Source organism: Alterinioella sp. (genome assembly GCF_058343375.1).
In genome coordinates this window covers 66839-92359 of sequence record NZ_JBTUJH010000069.1, presented here as the reverse complement: position 1 = coordinate 92359, position 25521 = coordinate 66839, and the positions used below count along the sequence as shown (strand labels likewise).

At 61.5% G+C, this 25521-nt stretch carries 23 protein-coding genes and 1 tRNA gene; 6 read left to right on the top strand and 18 right to left on the bottom strand.

Translation table 11 applies throughout. The annotated features are described in order from the left end of the window. The 3 genes from ACW8PS_RS10335 to hemC form a co-directional block, all read right to left on the bottom strand. A partial coding sequence (locus ACW8PS_RS10335) for an NAD(P)/FAD-dependent oxidoreductase (protein WP_491527307.1) occupies positions 1–699 on the bottom strand: 699 nt, incomplete at its 3' end. A gap of 199 nt (positions 700–898) precedes the next feature. Next, positions 899–975 (bottom strand) — tRNA-Met (locus tag ACW8PS_RS10330). Between the two features lie 68 nt (positions 976–1043). Then, complete coding sequence (hemC, locus tag ACW8PS_RS10325) at positions 1044–2006, bottom strand: hydroxymethylbilane synthase (RefSeq protein ID WP_491527306.1); 963 nt, start codon at positions 2004–2006, stop codon at positions 1044–1046. A gap of 206 nt (positions 2007–2212) precedes the next feature. On the opposite strand from hemC, the gene hemE reads away from it, so the two are divergent. Beyond that, positions 2213–3241 carry a uroporphyrinogen decarboxylase gene (hemE, locus tag ACW8PS_RS10320; protein WP_491527305.1) on the top strand — a complete coding sequence of 343 codons (1029 nt, stop codon included), beginning with the start codon at positions 2213–2215 and terminating at the stop codon, positions 3239–3241. Positions 3242–3440: 199 nt separating this feature from the next. On the opposite strand, the gene hemF is transcribed toward hemE, so the two are convergent. Next, positions 3441–4319 (bottom strand): oxygen-dependent coproporphyrinogen oxidase, encoded by an 879-nt coding sequence (gene hemF / locus ACW8PS_RS10315; protein ID WP_491527304.1) that lies wholly within the window; start codon positions 4317–4319, stop codon positions 3441–3443. A 340-nt stretch (positions 4320–4659) separates the two neighbouring features. Between hemF and ACW8PS_RS10310 the strand changes: the two genes are divergently transcribed. Further along, a complete protein-coding gene (locus ACW8PS_RS10310) occupies positions 4660–6117 on the top strand; it encodes a D-alanyl-D-alanine carboxypeptidase family protein (protein ID WP_491527313.1) in 1458 nt (485 codons plus the stop codon). 106 nt (positions 6118–6223) lie between these two features. On the opposite strand, the gene ccoS is transcribed toward ACW8PS_RS10310, so the two are convergent. The 4 genes from ccoS to ccoG are packed head-to-tail and all read right to left on the bottom strand — an operon-like array spanning position 6224 to position 10477. Continuing rightward, entirely contained in the window at positions 6224–6382 is a 159-nt protein-coding gene (gene ccoS / locus ACW8PS_RS10305) for a cbb3-type cytochrome oxidase assembly protein CcoS (protein ID WP_491527302.1), read from the bottom strand. Positions 6383–6402: 20 nt separating this feature from the next. Beyond that, the gene (locus tag ACW8PS_RS10300; RefSeq protein WP_491527301.1) at positions 6403–8550 is read right to left on the bottom strand and encodes a heavy metal translocating P-type ATPase; all 2148 of its coding nucleotides are present in this window, start codon (positions 8548–8550) and stop codon (positions 6403–6405) included. Between the two features lie 8 nt (positions 8551–8558). Continuing rightward, positions 8559–9044, bottom strand: coding sequence for a FixH family protein (locus ACW8PS_RS10295; RefSeq protein ID WP_491527300.1), 486 nt, complete (start codon positions 9042–9044; stop codon positions 8559–8561). 2 nt (positions 9045–9046) lie between these two features. Further along, positions 9047–10477 carry a cytochrome c oxidase accessory protein CcoG gene (gene ccoG, locus ACW8PS_RS10290; protein WP_491527299.1) on the bottom strand — a complete coding sequence of 477 codons (1431 nt, stop codon included), beginning with the start codon at positions 10475–10477 and terminating at the stop codon, positions 9047–9049. A 257-nt stretch (positions 10478–10734) separates the two neighbouring features. Between ccoG and ACW8PS_RS10285 the strand changes: the two genes are divergently transcribed. Next, positions 10735–11418 carry a DUF2270 domain-containing protein gene (locus ACW8PS_RS10285; protein WP_491527297.1) on the top strand — a complete coding sequence of 228 codons (684 nt, stop codon included), beginning with the start codon at positions 10735–10737 and terminating at the stop codon, positions 11416–11418. A gap of 155 nt (positions 11419–11573) precedes the next feature. Here ACW8PS_RS10285 and ccoP read toward each other — a convergent pair whose 3' ends face one another. From ccoP to ccoN, 4 genes are read right to left on the bottom strand one after another with little or no spacing between them, the layout of a single operon-like run. Then, on the bottom strand, positions 11574–12491 hold the full coding sequence (gene ccoP / locus ACW8PS_RS10280; RefSeq protein ID WP_491527296.1) for a cytochrome-c oxidase, cbb3-type subunit III: 918 nt from the start codon (positions 12489–12491) through the stop codon (positions 11574–11576). Then, positions 12488–12706, bottom strand: a complete 219-nt coding sequence (locus ACW8PS_RS10275) for a cbb3-type cytochrome c oxidase subunit 3 (RefSeq protein WP_491527295.1) — start codon at positions 12704–12706, stop codon at positions 12488–12490. Before ACW8PS_RS10275 ends, ccoP begins: the two co-directional genes overlap by 4 nt. A gap of 11 nt (positions 12707–12717) precedes the next feature. Beyond that, entirely contained in the window at positions 12718–13440 is a 723-nt protein-coding gene (ccoO, locus tag ACW8PS_RS10270) for a cytochrome-c oxidase, cbb3-type subunit II (RefSeq protein WP_491527294.1), read from the bottom strand. A 14-nt stretch (positions 13441–13454) separates the two neighbouring features. Continuing rightward, the gene (ccoN, locus tag ACW8PS_RS10265; protein ID WP_491527292.1) at positions 13455–15062 is read right to left on the bottom strand and encodes a cytochrome-c oxidase, cbb3-type subunit I; all 1608 of its coding nucleotides are present in this window, start codon (positions 15060–15062) and stop codon (positions 13455–13457) included. A gap of 198 nt (positions 15063–15260) precedes the next feature. On the opposite strand from ccoN, the gene ACW8PS_RS10260 reads away from it, so the two are divergent. Then, the gene (locus tag ACW8PS_RS10260) at positions 15261–16100 is read left to right on the top strand and encodes a universal stress protein (protein ID WP_491527291.1); all 840 of its coding nucleotides are present in this window, start codon (positions 15261–15263) and stop codon (positions 16098–16100) included. Positions 16101–16379: 279 nt separating this feature from the next. Further along, positions 16380–16514: a hypothetical protein gene (locus tag ACW8PS_RS10255; RefSeq protein WP_491527290.1), complete on the top strand. Its 135-nt coding sequence runs from the start codon at positions 16380–16382 to the stop codon at positions 16512–16514. Positions 16515–16535: 21 nt separating this feature from the next. Here the strand turns inward: ACW8PS_RS10255 and fnrL are convergent, their stop codons facing one another. Further along, the gene (gene fnrL, locus ACW8PS_RS10250) at positions 16536–17282 is read right to left on the bottom strand and encodes a transcriptional regulator FnrL (RefSeq protein WP_491527289.1); all 747 of its coding nucleotides are present in this window, start codon (positions 17280–17282) and stop codon (positions 16536–16538) included. Positions 17283–17363: 81 nt separating this feature from the next. On the opposite strand from fnrL, the gene hemN reads away from it, so the two are divergent. Beyond that, on the top strand, positions 17364–18719 hold the full coding sequence (hemN, locus tag ACW8PS_RS10245; protein ID WP_491527288.1) for an oxygen-independent coproporphyrinogen III oxidase: 1356 nt from the start codon (positions 17364–17366) through the stop codon (positions 18717–18719). A gap of 304 nt (positions 18720–19023) precedes the next feature. Here hemN and ACW8PS_RS10240 read toward each other — a convergent pair whose 3' ends face one another. The 5 genes from ACW8PS_RS10240 to ACW8PS_RS10220 all read right to left on the bottom strand — a co-directional run bounded on the left by ACW8PS_RS10240 (position 19024) and on the right by ACW8PS_RS10220 (position 25476). Continuing rightward, complete coding sequence (locus ACW8PS_RS10240) at positions 19024–20619, bottom strand: ABC transporter ATP-binding protein (RefSeq protein WP_491527287.1); 1596 nt, start codon at positions 20617–20619, stop codon at positions 19024–19026. Continuing rightward, the gene (locus ACW8PS_RS10235; protein WP_491527312.1) at positions 20616–21728 is read right to left on the bottom strand and encodes an ABC transporter permease; all 1113 of its coding nucleotides are present in this window, start codon (positions 21726–21728) and stop codon (positions 20616–20618) included. Before ACW8PS_RS10235 ends, ACW8PS_RS10240 begins: the two co-directional genes overlap by 4 nt. 12 nt (positions 21729–21740) lie before the next feature. Beyond that, positions 21741–22895 carry a microcin C ABC transporter permease YejB gene (locus tag ACW8PS_RS10230; protein WP_491527286.1) on the bottom strand — a complete coding sequence of 385 codons (1155 nt, stop codon included), beginning with the start codon at positions 22893–22895 and terminating at the stop codon, positions 21741–21743. Between the two features lie 6 nt (positions 22896–22901). Continuing rightward, positions 22902–24791, bottom strand: coding sequence for an extracellular solute-binding protein (locus tag ACW8PS_RS10225; protein ID WP_491527285.1), 1890 nt, complete (start codon positions 24789–24791; stop codon positions 22902–22904). Positions 24792–24954: 163 nt separating this feature from the next. Beyond that, on the bottom strand, positions 24955–25476 hold the full coding sequence (locus tag ACW8PS_RS10220) for a c-type cytochrome (protein WP_491527284.1): 522 nt from the start codon (positions 25474–25476) through the stop codon (positions 24955–24957). Positions 25477–25521: the final 45 nt, after the last annotated feature.

Genomic DNA, 25521 nt, shown 5'->3' with positions numbered 1-25521 from the left:
AATGGTTTCGGTGACGAAATACTGGTGTTCCGTGGGCAATAGCGGCAGGGTCACCCCCGCCATCGCCGCCACTTCCCGGCCCCAAAGCCCGGCCGCATTCACCACCCAGGGCGTGCGGATATCGCCCTTGTCGGTGCGCACAATCCAAGTGCCGTCAGGCTGCGCCTCGGTGCCGGTAACCGGCGTAAACCGGTGAATCTCCGCGCCGCGCTGCCGGGCACCCACCGCATAGGCATTGGTCACGCCCGAAGGGTCAACATTGCCGCCGTCGGGTTCAAACATGATGCAGCGGATACCGTCATAATTGACCAGCGGATGCAGCCGCTCGGCCTCATCGCGGCTGACCTCATGAAAATTCATCCCATAGCGCCGCGCCTTGGCTTCCTGCAACCGCAACTGATGCTCACGCGCCTCACTCTGCGCCAGATAGAGGCTGCCGGGCTGAAACACACCGCAGCTTTGCCCGGTCTCGGCCTCCAGCTCCTTATACAGGTTCATCGTGTAATGCTGCAGGCGGCTGATATTGGTGCTGTCATGCAGCCCGTGAATATTGGCCGCCGCGTGCCAGGTCGAACCCGATGTCAGCTCGGACCGCTCCAGCAGGACCACATCGCTCCAGCCAAGCCTGGCCAGATGATACAGGATCGAGCAGCCGATGACGCCGCCCCCGATAACCACCGCCTGGGCATGGGTTTTCATGAAATTCTCCGCGATGCGCGCATCCCCGTTGACCCGCGCTTCGCCTCCCATCATGGGCAAAGCGGGCCGGTCAAACCTGCCGGTTTCCGACCCGATCTGGCCTGTTTTGACATGGGGGGCACGTGGCAGGAGCAGCACACGCATCCAAAGGCCCGCGCCTGCGCTGGTTGATCCGCCACCAACACTGGGAAAGGGGATCTGGTGGCGGTGCAGGGACTTGAACCCCGGACACGCGGATTATGATTCCGCTGCTCTAACCAACTGAGCTACACCGCCACTGAGCGAGGCATCAGCTAAGACAGCGCATGGCCCCCGTCAACCGGAAATTTACACTTGGGCGCGCCTCAGCCGCCCCACCAATCAAAGAAATCATCGCCCGCGCGCGCGCGCATCCGCCGCGCCATATCCTGCCCCGCCGCTTCGCCATCTGCTGCCGGCACCGTCACGTCATCGGCAATCACCTCGGACCCGTCCGGGCGCAGGATCTCGCCCCTCAGCCGCAGGCTGCCGCCCTCCAGGGTCGCCAGCCCGGCAATCGGTGTCTGGCAGGATCCGTCCAGCCCCGCCAGAAACGCCCGTTCGGCCGCCAGCCGCAGCCCGGTCTCCCGGTCGTGGATCGCATCCAGCATGTCGGCGGCGCGGGTATCCCCTTCACGCCGCTCGATGCCAATCGCCCCCTGCGCAACGGCAGGCAGCATCTCGTCCGGCCCCATTGCCACGCGGGCAATCGCCGCCATCCCCAGGCGCCGCAATCCCGCCATCGCCAGAAAGGTCGCATCCACCACGCCCGCTTCCAGCTTCTTCATCCGCGTCTGCACATTGCCACGAAACTCGACCAGTTCCAGATCGGGCCGCCGCGCCATCAGCTGCGCCCGCCGCCGCAGCGACGATGTCCCGACCCGCGCGCCCACAGGCAGCGCCTCCAGCCCGGCATGGGCCAGTGAAACGAACCCGTCCCGCACATCCTCGCGCGGCAGATAGGTCTGCAACACCAGCCCCTCGGGCTGCCCCACCGGCATATCCTTCATCGAATGCACCGCTATATCGATGCCACCCGCCAGCAGCGCCTCCTCGATCTCCTTGGTGAACAGCCCCTTGCCACCGATCTCCTTCAACGGCCGATCGGCCGCGATCATCGCCCGGTCATCGCCGGTGGTCCTGATCACCACGATCTCGAATGCGGCACCTGGCAGGTCAAAACCCGCGGCCAGCCGGCGCTGCGTCTCATCCGCCTGCGCCAAGGCCAAGGGCGAGCCACGAGTGCCGATTTTCAGCGGTGAAGACGGCGTGGGAAGATGCGAATTCATGGCTGCTTCCTAGTCCAACAAACCCCCAAGCTGAACCCCCTCCGCTTCTTCTTTGCAAAAATACTCATCTTCGACCGGCGGCAAAGCCACCGCCGGTCTGGCCGCGCGGCACGCGCGTCGAAACCGCCCGATCCCGCGCGCCCCCGCTTGACACCGGCCGCCGCCCGCGAAACACCAATACTGAACCACCGGAAAGGACAGTCCCCATGACCAAGACCCTGCTGCGCGCCCTTGCCGGTGAGACCCTGCCCACGCCGCCGGTCTGGATGATGCGGCAGGCCGGGCGTTACCTGCCCGAATACCGCGCGACGCGGGAAAAAGCCGGCGATTTCCTGTCGCTATGCTACAATCCCGACCTCGCCGCCGAGGTCACCCTGCAACCGATCCGCCGTTACGGTTTCGATGCCTCCATCCTGTTTGCCGATATCCTGCTCATCCCGCAGGCGCTCGGGGCCGATCTGTGGTTCGTCACCGGCGAGGGCCCGCGCCTCTCGACCATTTCCGGTGCCGCTGACATGGCCCATTTCAAAACCCCCGATGACATCCACGACCGCCTCGCCCCGATCTATGAAACCATCCGCATCCTGACGCGTGAATTGCCCGCTGAAACCACCCTGATCGGCTTCGCGGGTGCCCCCTGGACTGTCGCCACCTATATGATCGCCGGACGCGGCACGCCCGATCAGGCCCCGGCCCATGCCTTGCGCCAGAGCGACCCGAAAACCTTCGACGCGCTGATCGACCTGATCACGCTGGCAAGTATCGAATATCTCTCGATGCAGGTGCAGGCCGGGGCCGAGGTCATCAAACTGTTCGATTCCTGGGCCGGGTCGCTCAAGGGCGACGCCTTTACCAACTACTCACTGAACCCGATCAAGCGCATCATCACCGCGCTGAAATCCCGTCATCCCGACCTGCCGATCATCGTCTTCCCGCGGGAGGCGGGCAGCAACTACACAGGCTTCGCCAAAGCCGTCGGTGCCGATTGCATCGCCATCGACACCAGCACCGATGCCGCCTGGGCCGCCCGCAGCCTGCAACCCGATGGCTGCGTTCAGGGCAATCTCGATCCGAAATTGATGGTCACCGGCGGCCAACCCCTGATCAATGAAACCAAACGCATCGTGCAGGCCTTCAAGAACGGCCCGCATATCTTCAATCTCGGCCACGGCATTACACCCGATGCCGATCCCGATAACGTGCATGTGATGCTCGAAGCGATCCGCAGTGCCTGACCCTGCCAATTCATCTTGGCAAAAATACCTTGGGGAGCGCGAGGGGTGAAACCCCTCGCACCGGTCGCCGCGCGCAAGCGCGGCGAAACTTCTCACTCCCTCAACGCAGGCAACCCCACGCCGGTAGACTGAAAACCGCCATCGCCAGCTTGATGGCAACCGGCCCGGGGCAGACGCAATTGGCCCGCTCACACCCATTTCACACCCATTTCGCCAGCGGCGGCAGGCTCATCAACACGGCATTCGCATCATGCCCGGTTGCCAATCCAAACTTCGTGCCCCGGTCATAGACGAGGTTATATTCCGCATAGAGCCCCCGGTGGATCAGTTGCGTATCTCTATCCGCATCCGACCACCCGGTATTCCGCCGCCGTTCCGTCACCGGCAGAAAGGCAGGCAGAAACGCGCGGCCTATATCCTGGGTCAGGGCAAAATCAGCCTCCCAGTCGCCGCTGTTTCGGTCATCCATGAAAATACCACCCACACCGCGCGCACGGCCCCGGTGCGGGATGTAGAAATACCTGTCCGCCCAGTCCTTCAACGCGGGATACAGATCCTCGCCATGGGGATCGAGATACTGTTTCTGGGTCTCGTGAAAATGCGCCGTGTCTTCTTCATATTCGATACAAGGGTTCAGGTCCGAGCCGCCGCCGAACCACCAGGCATGCGGGGTCCAGAACATCCTTGTATTCATATGCACCGCAGGGCAGTGCGGGTTCTGCATATGCGCAACCAGCGATATGCCCGAGGCCCAGAACCGCGGGTCCTCAGCCATGCCCGGCACGCCGCGCGCCGCCATCGCCTTTTGCGCCGCCTCGCCCAGGGCCCCGTAGACGGTCGAGACATTGACGCCGACCTTCTCGAACACCCGCCCGCCGCGCATCACGCTCATCAATCCGCCGCCCGCGTCGCTGCCATCCTCTGACGCGCGCGTGGTTTCGGTCACCTCGAACCGACCCGCTTCAGCGGCAGCTTCATGGCTATCCTCCAGCGCCTCGAACGCGGCCACGATCTGGTCGCGCAAGTCACGAAACCAGGCCGCCGCACGGGGTTTTCGGGCGTCAAACGGATCGGTCATATCGGGCACTCCTTCGGGTATCGGCGGGAATGTGCAGGACCGCACGCGCCGCGTCCAGACGCCATTGCGCAAATGTAGCGACACCAGTGCAGGAATGCCCGAAATCTGGCCTCTCCCGGCTAGTGCCTTGGAATCGTCACAATTCTGTCTGCGAATGTAATGGATTCACGACACCAATTCGAATAGGTTTGATTCAAAGCCGCAACAGACGGCATTTCGAGGCAGACAGAGCAATTTCGTGATTCGAAGACGGCTCCTCCTAACCCTTTTGGGGTTCTTTGCGTTATTTGGCGCATTCGTGACCGCGCCCGACGCGGCCCGCGCCGCGCCCTATGCTGCGATGGTGATTGATGCGCGCACCGGCGAAGTGCTGCACAGCCGAAATGCCGACGCCCGCCTGCACCCGGCATCGCTGACCAAGATGATGACGCTCTATATCGCCTTCGAGGCCATTCGCCTGGGCGAGATCACGCTGGACACGCCGGTCAGAATATCGCGCAACGCCGCCAATGAACCGCCCTCGCGGCTTGGCCTTCAGGCCGGATCAACCATTCGCCTGCGCTATCTCATCCGGGCCGCCGCCGTGCGCTCGGCCAATGATGCCGCAACCGCCATCGCCGAGGCCATCTCGGGGTCCGAGGCCGCGTTTGCCCGCCGCATGAACCGCACCGCCGAGGCGCTTGGCATGACGCGGACCACGTTTCGCAACGCCAACGGGCTGACCGAGGCCGGCCATCTCAGCACGGCGCGCGACATGACCACGATGGGACGGCGGATCTTTTTCGACTATCCGCAATATTACAACCTGTTCTCGCGCCGCACGGCGGATGCCGGTATCGCCACGGTGCGCAATACCAATCGCAGGTTTCTGGATGCCTATCGCGGTGCCGACGGCATCAAGACCGGCTATACCCGCGCAGCGGGCTTCAATCTTGTGGCCTCGGCCGAACGCGGCCAGGAACGGATCATTGCCACCGTCTTTGGCGGCCAATCAACGGCATCGCGCAATGCCCGGATCATGGAACTGCTGGATATGGGCTTTGCCCGCGCCCCGACGCGGGCCACAATCCGCAGGCCGGCGCTGCCCGTCTACAATGACCACGATACTGAAAATATCCAAGGCACCGCGCCCGCCGCGTTGGCGGTGGCCACCAGTCAAAGACCATCCCTTCGACCGCAAGTTGCAGAGAACGCCCCGGAAATGTCGGTCGCGTTTCTGGCGGCTGTGGAAAGCGCCGTCGAAACGGCCCTGACCGATCCGCCAGCCGAGGCGGTCGCGGAGGCGGTCGCGGAGGCGATTTCCGACCCGGCCGCTGACGCGCCGCATGTCGAACTTGCCGGGACCGATGACAGTGCCACCACGACCACCGCAGCCGAGGAGGCCATTGCCATCGTCGCGGCCATCACCGGCACAATCACGCCGCTTGACCCCGAACCGCCGATGACGCCCCTGCCGCGCCCCGAAATCATCGCGCTGGATTCAACCGAGATCGAGCTTGCGGTGATCAACCCCGATCCTGAGCCCCCGGCGCGCGAGATCGTGACCCGTGCATCCTCGACCGGGACCCGTCTTTACGGCGTCTCGCTTGGCCGCCACCCCAGCCGCAACGCCGCCGAGCGGCTGCTGCTGCAAACCGCACTCAGGGAACTCAGCACCTTTGGCGAGGCGTTGCGAAATGTGGTGAGCCGCCCCGGCGGTTATGAGGCCCAATTTGCCGGCATGACCCAGGACGCCGCGGAACGCGCCTGCGCGCGGTTGCTGTCGCGCAATGTGACCTGCACGACCTATGGGCCGTAAAACGCTTTGCGTTTGACTTGAATCAGCCTGACCGGCGAACGCGGTTGTTTCACAAACCCGGTCAGGGTGATCGCTCGTGCCTCGGATAAAACGCAAAACGCCGTAATCAGACTTTCGGTTTCTCGTCGTAATCGCTGCGCAGGATCCGGTTTGCGTCGCCATCGGGGTCGTCGAACTGCCCCCGGCGCAGCAGCCAGAAAAACCCCGCAAGACCGAGCCCGCCCATGAACAGGGAAACCGGGATAAGGATGATGAGCACGTTCATTTCGATGTGCCTTTCCGGGCCTATTTCAGCCGCAGCGCGTTCAGCGACACCGTAATGGAACTGGCCGACATCGCCAAGGCCGCCGCCAGCGGTGTGGCGAAACCGGCAATCGCGATCGGCACGGCCACCACATTATAGACGGTGGCGATGGTGAAATTTTCCCGGATCCGGGCCCGGGCCTTCACGGCAACCTCGAACGCTTCGGCGATCGGGGCCAGGTCTTGCCCAAGCAGCACCATATCGGACGCCACCCGCGCGGCATCCAGGGCCGATGCCGGCGAGATCGAGACATGCGCCGATGCCAAAGCGGCCGTATCGTTCAGCCCGTCGCCCACCATCAGCACCTTGGCGCCGGCTTCAGACAGCTCGGCAATCCGCGCCGCCTTTTCCTCGGGCAGCGCCTCGGCCATCACCTCGTCGATGCCGATCTCTTGCGCGAACCGGCGCACCGCGCCGCGCGCGTCGCCCGAGATCAGCAGCACCCGCAGCCCGTTGGCCTTCAACCCGCGCAGGGCCTCTGCCGCACCGGGGCGCAGCGAATCCGTGAATGTCAGCGCAACCGGCGCACCATCGCCGATTTGCAGGAAGGTCGCGGTGACATCGGGGGCCTCTGCCCCCACCCATGCCGCGCGGCCAAGGCGCACGGGTTTGTCCTTCCACATGGCCTCAACGCCGAATCCCGGCACCTCTTTCAGATCGGTCAGCGTGGCGGCGGGCCCCGTCAATCCCTTGACCAGAGCCTGCGCCAGCGGATGGGAAGACCCTTGCGCCAGCCCAAGCGCCACCTGGGCCTGCGACTCTGACAGCGCCTCCAGCCCCACCGGCTGCGGCGTGCCAAGTGTCAGCGTGCCGGTCTTGTCGAACACGACCGTATCGACCTCGGCCAGCCGCTCCATCGCGGTGCTGTCCTTGATCAACATGCCCTTGCGAAACAACCGCCCCGAAGCCGCCGTTGTCACCGCAGGCACGGCCAGACCAAGTGCACAGGGGCAGGTGATGATCAGCACCGCCGCGGCAATATTCAGCGCCACCCGCAGATCCCATGTGTAGAGATACCAGCCGACGGCAGCCAGCACCGCCAGAATATGGACCCCCGGCGCATAGAGCTTGGCCGCCTGATCGGCCAGCGACGTATAGCGGCTGCGGCCGCTTTCCGCGATCGCCACCAGATCGGCGATCCGGTGCAGCGACGTATCCTTGCCCGCCGCCGTCACGTTAACCTGCAACGGCCCGGTCAGGTTCACCTCGCCCGCCGAAACGACGCTGCCCGGCCCGGCAAAGGCCGGCAGGCTTTCGCCGGTCATCAGGGCGCGGTCGATCTCGGAATTGCCCGCCGCCACGATCCCATCCACCGGGATCCGCCCGCCGGGGCGCACCAGCACGACATCGCCGGGGACCAGATCAGCCACGCCCACGGTTTGCTCGACCCCGCCGCGCAGGCGCACCGCGCGCGGCACCTCCAGCGCGGCCAGTTCCTGCGCCGCGGACCGGGCCGAGGCCCGCGTGCGGTAATCCAGATAGCGGCCCGCCAGCAAAAAGAAGGTCAGCGATATGGCGGCGTCGAAATAGGCGTGTTCGCCCGACAGCATGGTTTCATACAGCGACGTGCCCACCGCCAGTATGATGGCCAGTGAAATCGGCACATCCATGTTCAGGCGTCCGGCGCGCAGCGCGCTCCAGGCATTCACGTAAAACGGTTTGCCGGTGTAGACGATCGCAGGCAGCACGATGGCGGCCGAAATCCAGTGCATCATGTCACGCGTGGCACCTTCGGCCCCGGACCAGACGGCCACCGATAGCAGCATCACGTTCATCATCGCAAAGCCGGCAACGGCCAGCCGCATCAACAGATCGCGCGCGCCGGCATCGGCCTCGGTCGTCGAAAGAATCCCGGGATCCAGCTCATGCGCCTCAAAGCCCGCTTGCGCCAGGACACCGACCAGATCTTGCGCTGTCACGCCGGCATCCGCCACAACCGCCGCGCGTTTCAGCGTCAGGTTCACCCGCGCCGAATTCACGCCCGGCGCGGCTTCCAGGGCCCGTTCAACAGCCGAAATACAGCCCGCGCAGCGGATCGTCGGCAGCGACAATATCAGCCGCGCATCGACCGGGGCGACAGCACTGACAGGGTGGGCAGCGGGGCGGGGATGATCGGCGGTAGCGGTCAAGACCGGGCTCAATTCGGCAAGGTAAAGGTGATGTTGCGGCGATAATCGGTCCCGTCCTGCGCAATAGCTGTCAGCCTGAGCCGCCAGCGCCCCGGCGAAATATCGACCGGTGCGGTATAGGCCACGCTGCCGGGGGTCAGGTCCAGTATCTGATCTTCGGTCCGGTTGGTTGGCCGGGTCAGCAAGGCCTGAAATTCGGCAGGATCGACCAGCACGCCGTCGCGATCGACAAGGCCGAGCGTCAGCACTCCGGCATCGATATCGACCGAAACCGTCGCGGTCCAGCCAAGCGCCTCCTGTGCGTCGCGGCGGATATTGAAATCCTGGCTGTCAGCATAGGACGAGGGAACCTCAAGTCCCGGAAACGTGGTTACCGCCTGATACGCCATGTAAAAATTGACACCAAAGACCGTGCCAAAAAACGCGACAAATATCATCAGAGCCTTGCGCCCGGTCAGTTCACGGCCCGAAGGCGGAGTTTCGTTCTCTGACATTCCTATTGCCCCTCTCGGCCGTTGAAAACTGTGTCCTGATAGGTCCGTATACCACTTAACTCGTCTTCGACCCAGAACCGGAAACCGGTGCTGGCGGCGCTGGCGGCCGGAGAACCCGGAGGGCTCGTCACATAAACGCGCTGCAATCGCGTGCTATCGACGGGCACCGTCACGCTGGTCCCGTCAGAGCCTTCCAGCGCGACCTCCAGAGGCGCATCGGAGGTCACGGTGATTTGAAATTCACGGTCTTCATTCTGCATGTTCATCAGCCGCAAATCATAGGTGTTGCGGATCGTGCCATCGCTCAACACCACATATGTGGGGTTGCGGATGGGCGACACGGTGACATCGATCGGAGAGCGCACAAAGAGCAAGACCACAAGAGACACGCCAATGGCCGACCACAACGTTGTGTAGATGATCGTGCGGGGCCGAAATATATGCTTCCAGATCGATTTCTTCGGGTTTCCGGCGCGCTCGCTGGCCTCGTCGGTCAGCGCCATATAGTCGATCAACCCGCGCGGCTTGCCGATTCTGGCCATGATGTCATCGCAGGCGTCGATACACAGCGCGCAGGTGATGCATTCCATCTGCTGCCCGTCGCGGATGTCGATGCCGACAGGGCAGACATTCACGCAAGCCATACAGTCGATACAATCGCCAAGCTGATCGGCATCCGCGCCCTTGCGATGCTTGCCGCGCGGCTCGCCCCGCCACTCACGATAGGCCACCGTGATGGTGTCTTCGTCCATCATCGCGGCCTGGATGCGCGGCCAGGGGCACATGTAATTGCAGATCTGTTCGCGCATGAAACCGCCGAACACAAAGGTGGTGGCGGTCAGGATCGCGATGGTCGTATAGGCGACCGGATGGGCGTTCAGGGTCACCAGATTGACCGCCAGCGTCGGTGCGTCGGTGAAATAGAACACCCAGGCCCCGCCCGTGGCCATCGCAATCAGCAGCCATATCGTCCATTTGGCAAACCGCAGCCGGGCCTTGCGGAGATTCCAGGGCTGCTTCAACAGCCGCAGCTGTGCGTTGCGGTCGCCCTCCACCCATCGTTCGACATGCACGAACAGGTCGGTCCACACGGTCTGTGGGCAGGCATAGCCGCACCAGACCCGACCAAGGGCCGAGGTGAACAGAAACAGGCCCAACCCCGCCATGATCAGCAAGCCGGCCACGAAATAGAACTCATGCGGCCAGATTTCGACCCAGAAAAAGAAAAAGCGCCGACTTGCCAGATCCAGCAACACCGCCTGATCGGGCAGCGACGGGCCGCGATCCCAGCGAATCCACGGCGTCAGGTAATAGATCCCGAGCATCACGCTCATGAGGATCCATTTCAGGTTGCGAAAGGCCCCTTTCACGCGTTTGGGGATCACCGGCTCTCGCGCGGCAAAGAGGCTTGGCGGCTGCTCGCTGGAACTCATGGGGCTGTGCGCTCCTTTGGTATGGCTGTCGCCATGTCGCCTTCTAGGGGCGCCATTGGAGTGCAGCCTTGACGCAGATCAAGTCAATCCCGGCAAATCCCGGGCGTGGGGGGGCAAAAGATTTATCTGTGGTATATGTTTGATGTGCAAATGTTGATTTCACCGCGACAAGGTGTCTTTGTCTGATTTCCTCCGCTGTATGTGCCATGCTGTCCTGGCCGCCGCGCAGGCGTGCGCCAAGACAAGGGGCCCAGACCATGGACAAACGCCATCCAGAGCCCGAGCAGGAATTTTCTGCCGCCGAAATAGGTGCCATCGCGCATCTTTATCGCGGCGAGGTCTATCGCAGCACGATCTGGCGCACCCGGCTGGATACGACGACGAACTGGGCCGTGGTCACGCTTGGCGTGGCGCTGTCGATTTCTTTTGCGTCACCCGAGGCATCGCCCCTGCCCTTGTTGCTGGTCGGCATTCTGATGCTGCTGTTTCTGGCGCTTGAAGCGCGGCGATATCGTTACTTCAATGTCTGGCGGGCGCGCTCGCGCTGGCTTGAGACGCATTTCTACGCACCGATGCTGCGCGATGGCGGTGATCTGCATACCGAGGAAAACTGGCAATCCGTGTTGGCCGAGGATTATCTGAACCCGCAATACCATATCGGCTTTGTCACATCGCTGGCGCGGCGGGTGCGGCGCAACTATGTCTGGATCCTGCTGATCCAGGCCACCGCCTATGTCGGCAAATTGATGATCCATCCGGTTCAGGCCGAAAGTGTGAGGGAAGTCATCAACCGCGCCGATATTGGCCCTGTCCCGGGCGAAGTGGTGCTGTTGATCGGGGCGCTTTATTGCGGCGGTCTGGTGGCTCTGGCAATCTGGGTGTCGCTCAGCGACAAGGCCCGTATCCGCCTGCGCGGCACCACCGGCGGGCAGATGGGCTGACGCGAAAACCGCCGCCCGGTCTGGGCCACAGATCAGTAATTTGTTATAAGGCCGGGGGAAAGCAGATGCCGGTTCTGTAGGAAACGCGCGAACAGGACCAGAACCGGCATCTTGACCGGTGACCCGGGAAGGGTCACCGGATTTCGTATCGGGGATTATTCCCCGCCGCCACGTGAGTGGACATAAACCGCGACCGAGCGAAGTTCGGCCTCGGTCAGACGACCGGCATCCGAGGCTTCCGCCGACCAGGGAGGCATCACGCCAAACCGGGCGTTGCGCACGGTTTCTTCCAGCGCTGCCGTGTCGCCACCATAAAGCCAGATTGCATCGGTCAGGTTGGGTGCCCCCAGAAACCTGTCACCCGAGCCATCATCCATATGGCACGCGGCGCAATTGTTCAGAAACACGTCCTCACCGGCGGCGGCCAAGGTCGGTTCAAATTCCTGGCCCGAGATATTGCGCACATATTGCACGACCTGGTCGATTTCCTCATCGTTCAGGATGCCCTCAAAGGCGGTCATCTCGGAATAGCGGGCATTGATGTCATCCTCATTCCGGATGCCGTGGCTGATGGTATAATAGATCTCGTCGAGAGACCCGCCCCACAGCCAGTCATCATCCAGCAGATTGGGGTAGCCAACCGAGCCGTCTGCGCCCGATCCGTGGCATTGGGCGCAAAATGTGCGGTAAATCGCACCGCCACCCTGAACCGCGTAATTATAGAGGTCGGGGTTGTCATCGGCATTCAGCGCCGCCAGTTCCACACCCTCGATCCGGGCGCGCAGCGGGGCATTCATCGCATCGAATTCGGCGATCTCGGCGGCAACCTCACCGCGCGTGGACCAGCCCAGCAACCCTGTGGTCGCCCCGTTTACCAGCGGCCAGGCCGGATAGAGGATGGTATAGATCACCGCCCAGAAAATGGTGATGTAGAACGTCCACAGCCACCAGCGCGGCATCGGGTTGTCAAATTCCTTGATCCCGTCCCAGACATGGCCCGTGGTTTCGGGGTCGCCCTCTTGCAGGATCTGTTCTTCGGGGTGCTTTTCCTCAGGGGCATTTTCTTCGGTCATTGCTGCGCCTCCGTGTTCTGGGCGTCCTTGCCGGCGACCCGCATCGACCGGGCCGGTTTGTCGTCATTGCGAAACGGGATATTGGCCGTGTCCTTGTAAACCCGACCGCTGCCGGGTCGCAGCACGAACACGATCACGATGACAAAGACCGTGAACATGAACAGCAATCCCCAGCTTCCGGCAAAGATCCGCAAGACTGTATAGGTATCTTCCATCTCAGGGCCCCCTATCGGCTTTCGTCAGGCGTGAAGGTCGAGAAATCGACCAGCGTGCCCAACATCTGGAGATAGGCGATCAGCGCGTCCATCTCGGTCACCTCGGGGTTGCCATCGAAATTGCGCTGTTGCGCACCCGGGTAGCGTTCCACAACCGCGTCATCGCCGAAATCGGTGGCCTGCTGAACAAAATCATAAGCCGCCTGTTCGATCATCTCGTCGCTATAGGGCACACCGACAATGCGATGGGTTTCCATCAGATCGGCGATATATGTCGGCTCCAACACGTTGTCGGCCAGGAACCCATAGGGCGGCATCACCGATTCCGGGACCACCGATCGCGGATCGGTCAGGTGATCGACCTGCCATTCGTCAGAATAACGACCGCCCACACGGGCCAGATCCGGCCCGGTGCGTTTTGATCCCCATTGGAACGGATGGTCATACATCGATTCCGCCGCAAGACTGTAGGGACCATAGCGTTCGACCTCGTCCCGGATCGGGCGGATCATCTGGCTGTGGCACACATAGCACCCCTCGCGGATATAGATCTCGCGGCCCTGAAGTTCGAGCGGCGAATAGGGTCGCATTCCCTCCACGTCCTCGATCGTATTCTCCAGATAGAACAGCGGCACGATTTCCACGATCCCGCCGATCGACACAACCCCAAGGCTGAGCACCAGAAGAAGGGTCGCGTTGGTTTCGATTTTCTTGTGTTTGTCAAGAAATGACATCTCTCAGACCCTCCTTATTCTGCCGGCGTCGCGGCGGGGGCGGCTGCTGATGCAGAGACGCCTTTGCGCATGGTCATCCAAAGGTTGTAGGCCATGATCAATCCGCCCGACAGGAACATCACGCCACCCAGGGCACGCACCACATACATCGGGAACTTGGCCGCAACGGTGTCAGCGAATGAATTCACCAGGAAGCCCTGCGCATCAACCTCGCGCCACATCAGCCCCTCCATGATGCCGGTCACCCACATCGACGACGCGTAGAGAACGATACCGATGGTTGCCAACCAGTAGTGCCAGCTGACCAGCCGCAGCGAATACAGCCCCTGCCGGTGCCACAGTTTCGGGAACAGATAGTAGAGCATCCCGAAGGTGATCATGCCGTTCCAGCCAAGCGCGCCGGAATGCACGTGCCCGATGGTCCAGTCGGTATAGTGCGACAACGAGTTCACCGCCCGGATCGACATCATCGGACCCTCGAAGGTGGACATGCCGTAGAATGCGACCGAGGTCACCATCATGCGCAGAACCGGATCGGTGCGCAGCTTGTCCCAGGCCCCTGACAATGTCATCAGACCGTTGATCATGCCGCCCCAGGACGGCATCCACAGCACGACCGAGAACACCATGCCAAGCGTCGTCGCCCAATCGGGCAGCGCGGTATAATGCAGGTGGTGCGGACCGGCCCAGATATAAAGAAAGATCAGCGCCCAGAAGTGGATGATCGACAGCTTGTAGCTGTAAACGGGGCGTTCGGCCTGTTTCGGGATGAAATAGTACATCATGCCCAGAAAGCCGGCAGTCAGGAAAAAGCCCACCGCGTTATGGCCATACCACCACTGCGTCATCGCGCTTTGCACGCCGGCCATCACCATGACCGACCGCGACCCGAAAATCGACACCGGAACCGCCATGTTGTTGATGACATGCAGCATCGCCACGGTGACGATGAAGGACAGCAGGAACCAGTTGGCCACATAGATATGCGGTTCCTTGCGCTTCAGCAATGTGCCCATGAAGACGGCGAGGAAGGCGAGCCAGACGATGGTCAGCCAGATATCGACATACCATTCAGGCTCGGCATATTCGAGGCCCTGGGTAATCCCCAACACATAACCGGACGCCGCCAGAATGATGAAGAACTGGTAACCCCAAAAGACGAACCAGGCCAGATTTCCGCCCCATAGGCGCGCCGCCGTCGTGCGCTGAACGATATAGAAAGACGCGGTGATCAACGCGGTGCCGCCAAAGGCAAAGATAACCGCCGATGTGTGCAACGGGCGCAGCCGACCGAAATTCATATACCCGCGAGCCCAGTCAAAATTGAGATCCGGATAGGCCAGTTGGAAGGCAATGAACGTGCCGACCAGAAATCCGACAACGCCCCAGAACACCGTCAGAATGGCCCCGACCCGGATCGGCCCGTCCATATACTCGGTTTCCAGAATTTCCGCCGATACCGGTTCATCCGTGCGGCGCAATTGCCACAGGAAAAGCCCCCCCGCCGTGACCATCACCAGGATGGCGTGAACCATATATCCGAAATCGCGCGCGTAATTGGCCACGATGGCCGCGAGAATCACAATCACCGCGAGAATCAATAGCTTTAAGTATTCAAACATAGACGGTCCCTTCGTCCTGCGCCGGTTCCGGCGTCAATTGCCATCCGAAGCTGTTTCACTCGCCCCGTCAATCGCGCAGCTTGGCAATCGGGGCCTTGATCCATGTCAAGTTGCAACCAACTTGATGTTGATGCAAGTCAATGCGATGTCGCACGTAACGGTATAGTCAGGGGCATAGCCAAAAGAAGGACCGCGAACATGGCCTATAAAAGCATTCTGACAATCCTCACGGATATTGATGACGTTGCACCGGTTCTGGAGGCTGCCCTGCCCTTCGTTCGGGCCGAGGGCGCACATCTTGACGTTCTCTGCCTGGGCGTTGACCGCACCCAGACCGGGTATTATTTCGCCGGGGCCACGGCCATCATCCATGATGAAACCCTGCTATATGCCCGCACCGAGGCGACCGCGATGGAACAGGCCGTGCGCGACCGTCTAGCCAGGACTGAAATCGCATGGGGGGTCGAGGCGCTGGTGGCTCAAACCGCCATGGTGGCCGGTCTGGTGGCCCGCCGGGCCCGTTTTTCCGATCTGGTGATGTTGCCCAAACCATATGGCACCAACCGCACAGCCGATGCGCCGGCGGTGGTCGAGGCCGCGTTGTTTCAGGGTCAGGCCCCGGTTCTGGTGCTGCCGGGATCGGATGCGCCGTCAAAGGCCCCGGCCCGCGTCGTCGTGGCCTGGAATGAGAGCGCCGAAGCGCTGACCGCAGTGCGCCGCGCCATGCCGCTGCTGCTGGCCGCCGATCTGGTCAATATCCTGATCATCGACCCGCAGCGCCACGATGCCACGGCCGCCGATCCAGGCATCGAACTGTCCAAGATGCTGACCCGGCAAGGTGCCAAGGTCGAAATCTCCATCATCGCGCGCACCCTGCCGCGCGTCTCGGACATGATCGAACGCCATGTGCAGGATCAGAACGCCGATCTGCTGGTCATGGGGGCCTATGGCCATTCGCGGTTCCGCGAGGCCATTCTGGGCGGGGCCACCCGCAACCTTCTGGAACAGGCCAGCGTGCCGGTTCTGATGGCACATTGATGCAGGCATGACCCTGTAACGGGTTGACTGGCGCAAGGGGTCAGATCCCCTTGCGCATCTCGGTTTGTGGCACGGGCGCGGAAATTCGAAGGCCGCCGCAGCCTCTGAGCATCAAAAACACCCTATTGGCGTCAATCTTTCGGCGGATTTCTGCGGCAGTTACAGGTGTGGTTCCGCAGGTCATCGTAGTGGTGCATGAAATACACTATTGCATAAGTGTTAATATTACACTAAGATGAGTCGCAGAACCCAGATAACCAAACCCAAAGGACCGCCCCAATGTTCTGCACCGCCCATAACACCCCCCGCCCGATCCCGGTTCAGGCCGAGGTTCAGCGCCCCGCCGATCGCCGCATTCAGGCCACCACGCGCCAGGCACCCCGCCAGATTTTCACTGACTGGGCAAGTATCTGATATTTCAGTAATCTGAAAGGATCAGACCGGCAGGCCGCCATCGGCATCATCACCGGTTTCATCCATCAGCCGGTCAAAATCCGGCACAATGATATGGCGCTTGCCCTTCAGGGAAATTACCCCGTCCCGCTTTAGCGCCGACATCTGGCGACTGACCGTTTCCAGCGTCAGACCCAGATAATCCGCCATCGCTTCGCGTGTCAGCGGCAGATCAAACGTCACCTCAGACCGTTTCGGCAGATTATTCAGGCTGGAATCGCGCCGCGCAATGATCGACAGAAAGCTGGCAATTTTCTCCCGCGCCGTCTTGCGCCCCAAAAGCAGCATCCATTCCCGCGCGGCATCCAGCTCGTCCAGTGTCATCTCAAGCAATCGCTGGCTGACATGGGCATTGGACTGGATCAGATCCTGAAACGGCACCCGCCGAAAACAGCACAATGTGACATCGGTGGCCGCCGTGACATCATAGCTGACCGTTTCCCGATTCGGGCGACCCAGAAAATCGCTCGGCAACAGCAGGCCAACCATCTGGCGGCGCCCGTCCTCCATGGTCTGCGTCAACGAGGCCACGCCTTCCACCACCGAGGCCACAAAATCCATCTTGTCCGCGGCCCAGACAATGGTCTGCCCCGCCTCATAGCGCCTGTAATACTTGATCGCGTCCAACTGTTCCAACTCGTCGGCATCACACCGGGCACAAACCGCCCGATGCCGGATCGGACAATCGGCGCAGTCAATCTTCGGAAGTGCCAGCGAACGGTAAGCCATAACGATTTCACCACTTCAGGGGAACGGAGTAATTGATCTTGATCAATTACAAGCAATTGGTCGCATCCTAATGGTATCTCAATGGAAAACCTTGCGCAACTTCGCAGCATGGGCCTGTTCGAGGCCAAAGTGCCGCGATATACCAGCTATCCACCGGCCACGAGGTTCTCGAACGACGTGCAACCACAAGGGTTTGGCGACTGGATCACGGCGATTCCCGCGGGCACGCGGGTTTCGCTCTACCTGCATGTGCCCTTCTGCCGCAGATTGTGCTGGTTCTGCGCCTGCCGCACCCAGGGCGTCAGCAATGATGCGCCGGTGCTGGCCTATCTCAAGACTCTGAAACAAGAGATTGCGCTGGTTGCCAGCCTCCTGCCCGAAGGTGTCGAAGTCGCGCGCCTGCATTGGGGCGGTGGCACCCCCACGCTGCTCGGGCCCGAGGCCATCACCGATCTGGCGGCCACCGTCTGGCAGCATTTTCCACGCGCCGAGGCCGCCGAATTCTCGGTCGAGATCGATCCCAATGAGATTGACGATGCCCGGCTGGACGCGCTGGCCGCTGCGGGCATGAACCGCGCCTCGATCGGGGTGCAGGATTTCGACCCCGCGATCCAGAAGATCATCGGCCGCATCCAAAGCTACGAGGTCACCCGCGACGCGGTCGAAGGCCTGCGTGCCCGCGGCGTCCATTCGCTCAATGCCGACATCCTGTTTGGCCTGCCCGAACAGTCCCGCACACGCATCACCGAAAGCGTTCAGATGCTGCTGTCGCTCGCGCCTGACCGGGTGGCGCTCTATGGCTACGCGCATGTGCCGTGGATGGCAAAACGCCAGCAGCTGATCCCGACCGATGCCCTGCCGACACCCGAAGAACGGCTCGATCTGTTCGCCACCGCCGCGCGCCTGTTCAAATGGGACAATTATCAGGCCATCGGCATCGACCATTTCGCGCGCCCCACCGACAGCCTGGCCCAGGCCGCCCGCACCGGCCATCTCAGGCGCAATTTCCAGGGCTATACCGATGACACCTGCGATGTGCTGATCGGCCTCGGAGCCTCCTCCATATCGCGGTTCCCGCAGGGCTTCGCGCAGAATGCATCAAGCACGGCCGCCTATCAGAAATCCATCCGTGCAGGCGCGCTTGCCACCGGTCGCGGCCATGTCTTCAAAGGTGACGATCGCCTGCGCGCCCGCCTGATCGAAGCCCTGATGTGCGACTTCCATATCTCCTCGGCCGAATTCCTCGATGCCGGGCTTGCCGATCAGGCCGGCCTCGATGCGCTCTACCGGGCGGCCGCCGAAAAATTCCCCGGCATGGTCCATTGGGATGCAGAAGGGTTCGAGATCCTGCCGCCGGGCCAGCCCCTGACCCGCATGATCGCGCGCGCCTTCGATGCCTATGAAATGCAGGCCGACGGCCATAGTTCGGCGATTTAGAGCGCGTCGCGCCAAATCGAATTCACCGGCCGGCCCGAACACATTCGATGGCGCGAACGCTGCCTCGGTCCGGCCGGTGAATGCTCGAATCCGATCAGGCGCGACGCGCTATAGACGCTCCTGGCCCTACCCTTCTTCTTTGCAAAAATACTCATACCCGAACTGACATCCCGCACCGGCTGCCAGGGGTCAAAACCGCCCGTTGCCACAAACCCATGGCAATCTGGCGGCGCGAGGGCTCCCGCGCCCCGGGGGCCTGAGCGTCGTCAGCCGACCGGGCGATGCCCAAAGGGCAGCGCAATCGCTATTCTGCAGCGTGCAGATCGAACGCCGCGGCCATCAGCGTGCGGGTATATTCCGTCTGAGGATTGCCAAATATCTCTGCATTGCTCCCCGCCTCGACGACGTCGCCCTCCTTCATAACCATCACCTTATGGCTCAGCGCGCGCACCACTTTCAGATCATGGCTGATGAACAGATAGGCCAGCTTGTGCTTGCGCTGCAGGTCCCGCAACAGGTCCACGATCTGCACTTGCACGGTCATGTCCAACGCCGAGGTCGGCTCATCCAGCACCACCAGCCGCGGTTGCAGGATCATCGCCCGGGCGATGGCGATGCGCTGCCGCTGACCGCCGGAAAACTCATGCGGATAGCGATTCATCATGGCCGGATCCAACCCCACTTCGGTCAGGATATCAGCCACCATCCGGCTCGGATCACGCCCGCCCGCCACGTCATGCACGCCAAGCCCTTCGGCCACGATCTGCTCGATCGTCATCCGCGGGCTGAGCGAGCCGTAAGGGTCCTGAAAAACGATCTGCATATCCTTGCGCAAGGGCCGGATCTGCTTGGCCCGCCAATCCTGAATATCATCCCGGATAAACGTGATCCGCCCCTCAGATGACAAAAGCCGCATGATCGCCAGCGCCAGCGTTGTCTTGCCCGATCCGCTTTCGCCGACAATGCCAAGCGTCTCGCCCTCGCGCACCGAAATGGTGGCGTCATTCACCGCCTTCACATATCCCACCGTCCGGCGCAGCAGCCCGGCCTGGATCGGAAACCAGACCTTCAGATTCTCGGTCTCGACAATCTGCTCGGCCCCTTCCGGCACCGGTTCCGGCGCGCCGGCAGGCTCGGCGGCCAGCAACATCTGCGTATAGGGGTGGGTGGGGTTGGCAAAGATCTCGTCGGTGCGGCCGGCCTCGACGATCTCGCCGTCTTTCATCACGCAGACCTTGTCGGCAAAGCGCCGCACGATGCCCAGATCATGGGTGATGAACAAAAGACTCATACCCTCGGATCGCTGCAAATCCGCCAGCAATTCCAGGATCTGCGCCTGAATGGTCACATCCAGCGCCGTGGTCGGTTCATCGGCCACCAGCAGATCGGGCTGATTGGCCAGCGCCATGGCGATCATCACCCGCTGGCGTTGCCCGCCCGACAGCTGATGCGGATAGGCCCCCAACCGGGTTTCGGGGTCGCGGATACCGACCTTTTCCATCAGCTCCAGAATACGCCGCCGCGCCGTGGCACCGCGCAGACCCTGATGCAGCGCCAGGCTTTCGCCCAATTGCTGTTCCAGCGTGTGCAGCGGGTTGAGCGATGTCATCGGCTCCTGAAAGATAAAGCTGATATCATTGCCACGCACCCGGCGCAGTTCGGCATCCGAGGCCCCGATCATCTCGGCCCCGCCATAGCGCACCGATCCCGTCACCACCGCATTGCCCGGCAGCAGCGATACGGTTGACAGCGCCGTTACCGATTTGCCCGACCCGCTTTCGCCCACCAATGCCAGAGTCTCGCCCTTCTCGATGGAAAAGCTGACCCGTTTCACAGCCTCGGAAATGACCCCGTCCTGGGAGAAGGTGATCGTCAGATCCCGGACCTCAAGCAAACTCATTGAAAGGTCTTTCTGGGATCGAACGCATCGCGCACGCCCTCAAAAATGAACACCAGAAGCGACAGCATGATGGCAAAGGTGAAAAACGCGGTGAAACCAAGCCAGGGGGCCTGCAGATTGCGTTTCGCCTGCAATGTCAGTTCCCCCAGTGACGGGGCCGATGATGGCAGGCCGAAACCCAGGAAATCCAGCGAGGCAAGGCTGGCGATGGTGCCGGTCACGATGAAAGGCAGCATGGTCAGTGTGGCCACCATCGCATTGGGCAGCACATGGCGGAACATGATCACCCGGTCACTGACGCCCAGGGCCTTGGCCGCACGGACATATTCGAAATTTCGCGCCCGCAGAAATTCGGCCCGCACCACGCCGACCAGCGACATCCAGCCGAACATCGTCATCAAGGCGACCAGCAACCAGAAATTCATTCGGAAAATCGCCGCGATAATGATGATGATGTAAAGCTGTGGAATGCCACCCCAGATCTCGATAAAGCGCTGAAACAACAGGTCGATCAGGCCGCCGAAATAGCCCTGAACCGCGCCTGCCGCAATCCCCAGGATGGACGTCGCCGCCGTCACGACCAGGGCAAATACAATGCTCAGGCGAAAGCCATAGATGACGCGCGCCAGCACATCGCGGGCGGTATCATCGGTGCCAAGCCAGTGAACGGCATCCGGGGGCGATGGTGCGGACCCGCCAATATCGGCCACGGTATTGTAGGAATAGCGCACCGGCGGCCACAGGATCCAGCCTTGTTGAAAATCCTCCACGCTTTCGGCCAGACTGCCGTCTTGCGCCGCCTCGATCACGGTTTCGGGGTCGTCCCAGCACCCCTCCAGCCCGCCCGAAATGATCAGGCATTGCACTTCGATATCACGGTAAACGGCCTCGGTCCTGAAATCGCCGCCAAACGCGGTTTCGGGGTAAAACTGCACGATAGGCACGCGCAGATCGCCGCGATAGCTGACCAGCAAAGGCCGGTCATTGGCCAGAAGCTCGGCAAAGAGCGACAGGAAAAACAGAAAGCTGAAGATGGTCAGCGACCACACCGACCGGCGATTGGCCCGGAAATTGCGCAGCCGGCGTTGGTTCAGCGCGGAAAGCCTGATGAGTGCCATGGCTCAGACCCTCCGCGATTCAAAGTCGATGCGCGGATCAATCAGCACATAGACCAGATCCGACAGCAGGTTGATCACCAGCCCGATCAGGCCAAACACGAAAAGCGTGCCGAAAATCACCGGGTAATCCCGCGCAATCGCGGCCTCATAGCCCATCCGCCCCAGCCCATCGAGCGAGAAGATCGTCTCGATGATGACGCTGCCGCCGAAAAAGACGGAAATGAACAAGCCCGGAAACCCTGCCACCACGATCAGCATCGCGTTGCGGAACACATGGCCATACAGCACATTGCGTTCGCTCAGCCCCTTGGCCCGCGCCGTCACCACGTAATGTTTCTTGATCTCGTCCAGAAAACTGTTCTTGGTCAGCAGCGTCAGCGTCGCAAAGGCCGAGATGGTCGAGGCCGTGACCGGCAGCGCGATGTGCCAGAAATAGTCACCGATCTGTTGCAGCGTGGTCATGTCGTCGAACCCGTCCGAAGTCAGGCCCCGCAGCGGGAAGATCTGCCAGTATCGCCCGCCTGCCAGCAACACCAGCAAAAGGATCGCAAAGAGAAAGCCGGGGATTGCATAGCCGACGATGATCAGCCCGCTGGTCCAGGTATCAAAGCGCGAGCCGTCGCGCACCGCCTTGCGGATGCCCAGCGGGATCGAAATCAGGTAGGCGGCCAGCGTTGACCACAGGCCCAGCGTGATGGAAACCGGCATCTTCTCGATCACCAGATCCACCACCGAGATTGACCGGAAATAGCTCTCGCCGAAATCGAGCCGCGCGTAATCCCACATCATCAGGAAAAACCGTTCAATGGCCGGGATGGGCTCGGTGCGGCATTCTTCTGCCCGCAGGCTGGGCGTGCCTTCAAACCCGTCATCACAAACGATGCGCGAGAAGTAAAACTCGATTTCAAGCTGCTCGATAAAACCTTCGGGCAGGCCGCGCGCACCCAGATAGGTATCGCCGCCGCCCAGTTCCTGCGCCCCGGCTTCGGATCCGGACCCGGAGATGGCGGCAAAGACATCGCCCTCGCCCTCAAGTTCCGCCAGAATCTGGTCGATTGGCCCGCCCGGCACGAATTGCACCAATGCGAAATTGATGATCAGGATCCCGATCAGGGTTGGAATGATCAGGAAAACCCGTCTGAGGATATATGCGCCCATTGGGTTTCAGAACGCCCCTTCAGCGCGCAACCGGGCCTCGGCGTCGGGGTCGATCCACCAGACATCCAGAAAGCCCGAATTGTAGGGCGGCAATTCATCGGGGTGGCGATACATGTCGTAATAGGCGAACCAATAGTTGGAATTGGTCCATTGCGGCACCCGGAACCGTTCCCACCGCAACACCCGGTCCAGCGCGCGCACGGCGATGTTCAGATCTTCCTGATTTTCGGCATTCACCACCGCCTCGACCAGCACGTCGATGGCCGGGTTGGACACGCCGGCCGGGTTGAACAGGGATCCGTCACCCTGAACCGAATGGAAATACTGGCGCAGCCCCGACCCCGGTTCCTCGTTCATCGGATAGGAGTCGGTAATGATGTCGAAATCGAAACTGCGTTCGCGTTCGGTCATCTGGGCGTTGTCTACCCGGGTCAGCCGGGCATCCACCCCGATATTGCGCAGGTTTTCGACATAGGGGTTGATGATCCGGTCAAACAGCGGATTGGAATTAAGAAACTCGACCTCCAGCAGCTGGCCATCGCCATTGCGCAGCAACCCGTCATCGCCCGGCACCCATCCGGCCGCCTCCATCAGGGCCAGCGCGCGCCGCGCCTTGCGTCGGTCAAAGGCGCGGTCAGGGTCCGACGCGGGCAGGGAAAACGGCTCTTCGGTAAAGACTTCCGGCACCAGTTGATCGCGCAGCGGTTCCAGCAGGGCCAGCTCTGCCCCTTCGGGAAGGCCGGTCGCCTCAAGGTAATCGACATTTTCCCAGAACGAATAGATCGGCGAATAGAGCCCGTAGAACAGCGTTGCATTGGTCCAGTCGAAATTGAACATCAGGCCGATGGCTTCGCGCACCCGGGCATCCTGAAACTGCGGCTGGCGCAGATTGATCACAAAGCTCTGACCCGGAGAGATATTGCCGTTCGGAACGATCTCACGCACGATGGTGCCGTTTTCGACCTTGTCGAAATCATAGGCCGTGGCCCATTGCAGCGAACTGTTTTCCTGCCGGAAGGTATAATTTCCCGCCGCCAGCCCTTCAAACGCGGCATTGCCGTCGCCGTAATATTCGATGCGGATGGTCTCGTAATTATAGCGCCCCACATTGATCGGCAGATCGACCCCCCACCAGTCGGGATTGCGGCGGTAGACCACCCGTTGATTGGGCTCGATCGAATCGAGCACATAGGGCCCGGAACCGATCAGCGGCTCCAGCCGGGATTCACTGAATTCAAGGCCCGAGGCTTCATGGCTGGCGCGCGAGAACACCGGCAACCCGCCTGCCGATTCGATCCGCCCGCGCTGTGGGGCATCGGGGTTGAAATCAAACCGGATGCGGCGGTCGTCCAGCACCTCGGCGCTGGCAATCGTCAACCCGATCGAGGCGCGAAAACTGGGCAGCCCCTCGTCGCGCAGGATCTCGTAGCTGAAAAGCGCGTCATCGGCGGTCACCGGCGTGCCATCGGAAAACCGGGCCTCCTCGCGGATAGCAAAAATCACATAGGAGCGGTCTTCGGGAAAGGTGATGGTTTCGCAAAGCAGGCAATAGGACGATCCGATCTCGTCATAGGTGCCCTCCAGCATCGCTTCGAAAAACATGCTGGCCAGGACAGCCGCCCGCCCGTTGCGGGTATAGGGGTGGATCGAATCGAACCCGCCCGACGACCAGGCAAATGACAGCTCACCCCCACGCGGCGCGTCGGGATTCACGTAATCCAGGTTTTCGAAATCGGGGCCATAGCGCAGATCGCCGAAGGTCGAAACGCCATGCGTGACCGTCAGCGTCTCATCCTCATTGCCGCGCGCGGGCCAGGCCATGGCAAGGGCTGCGATCAGTGGCAAGGTCAGCCCCAACGAAAGATGCGGGCGCAGGGCGGCTTTGGTTCGGGTCATGAAATTCTCCGGGCGTGGCTGACGTCTGTGCATTTGATAATGGGTCGCCTTACCGTAAAGACCAGTGCCACCTGCGTTCAAGTTGAGAATTCGTGATCAGCGGTTCGGATACAAAAAAGGCCGCCCAAAGCGGCGGCCCTTGTCAGTTTGTGCCCTGAAATACTCAGTCACCCAGCGAATCGAGGTAGGCAATCATCGCCGCCCGGTCTTCGACATCGCGGAACCCGTTGAAGGTCATGGTCGTGCCGGGCGCAAAACCGCGCGGGCTTTCCAGGAACCCGTCCAGCATCTCGGGCGTCCAGTCACCTTCCAGGCTGGCCAGAGCGTCGGAATAACCGAACCCTTCGGCAGATCCGATATCACGCCCGACAACGCCAAACAGCGATGGGCCGGTGCGGTTCACGCCCGGATCAATCACATGGCAACTGGCGCATTGGCGCCACAGGCCTTGACCATCGGCGGGGTCTGCGGCGGCCAGAATCTCGGCAAAGGGCACTTCGGCCACTTCCTCGGCATCGGCTCCAGCCTCAGCTTCTTCAACCAGAATTTCATATCCGGCCAACTGGCCTTCTTCATTGCCGCCAACGCTGTAAAGGCCTTTTGCGGCCAAACCACCAAGCAAAAGCACCAGCCAACCGGCACAGATGGCAGCAACGGCCTTGGTAAGGGTCATTGTGTCAAACATGGGGTGTCCCGTCCAAATATCACATTAGGGCCGTATCTACCGGCT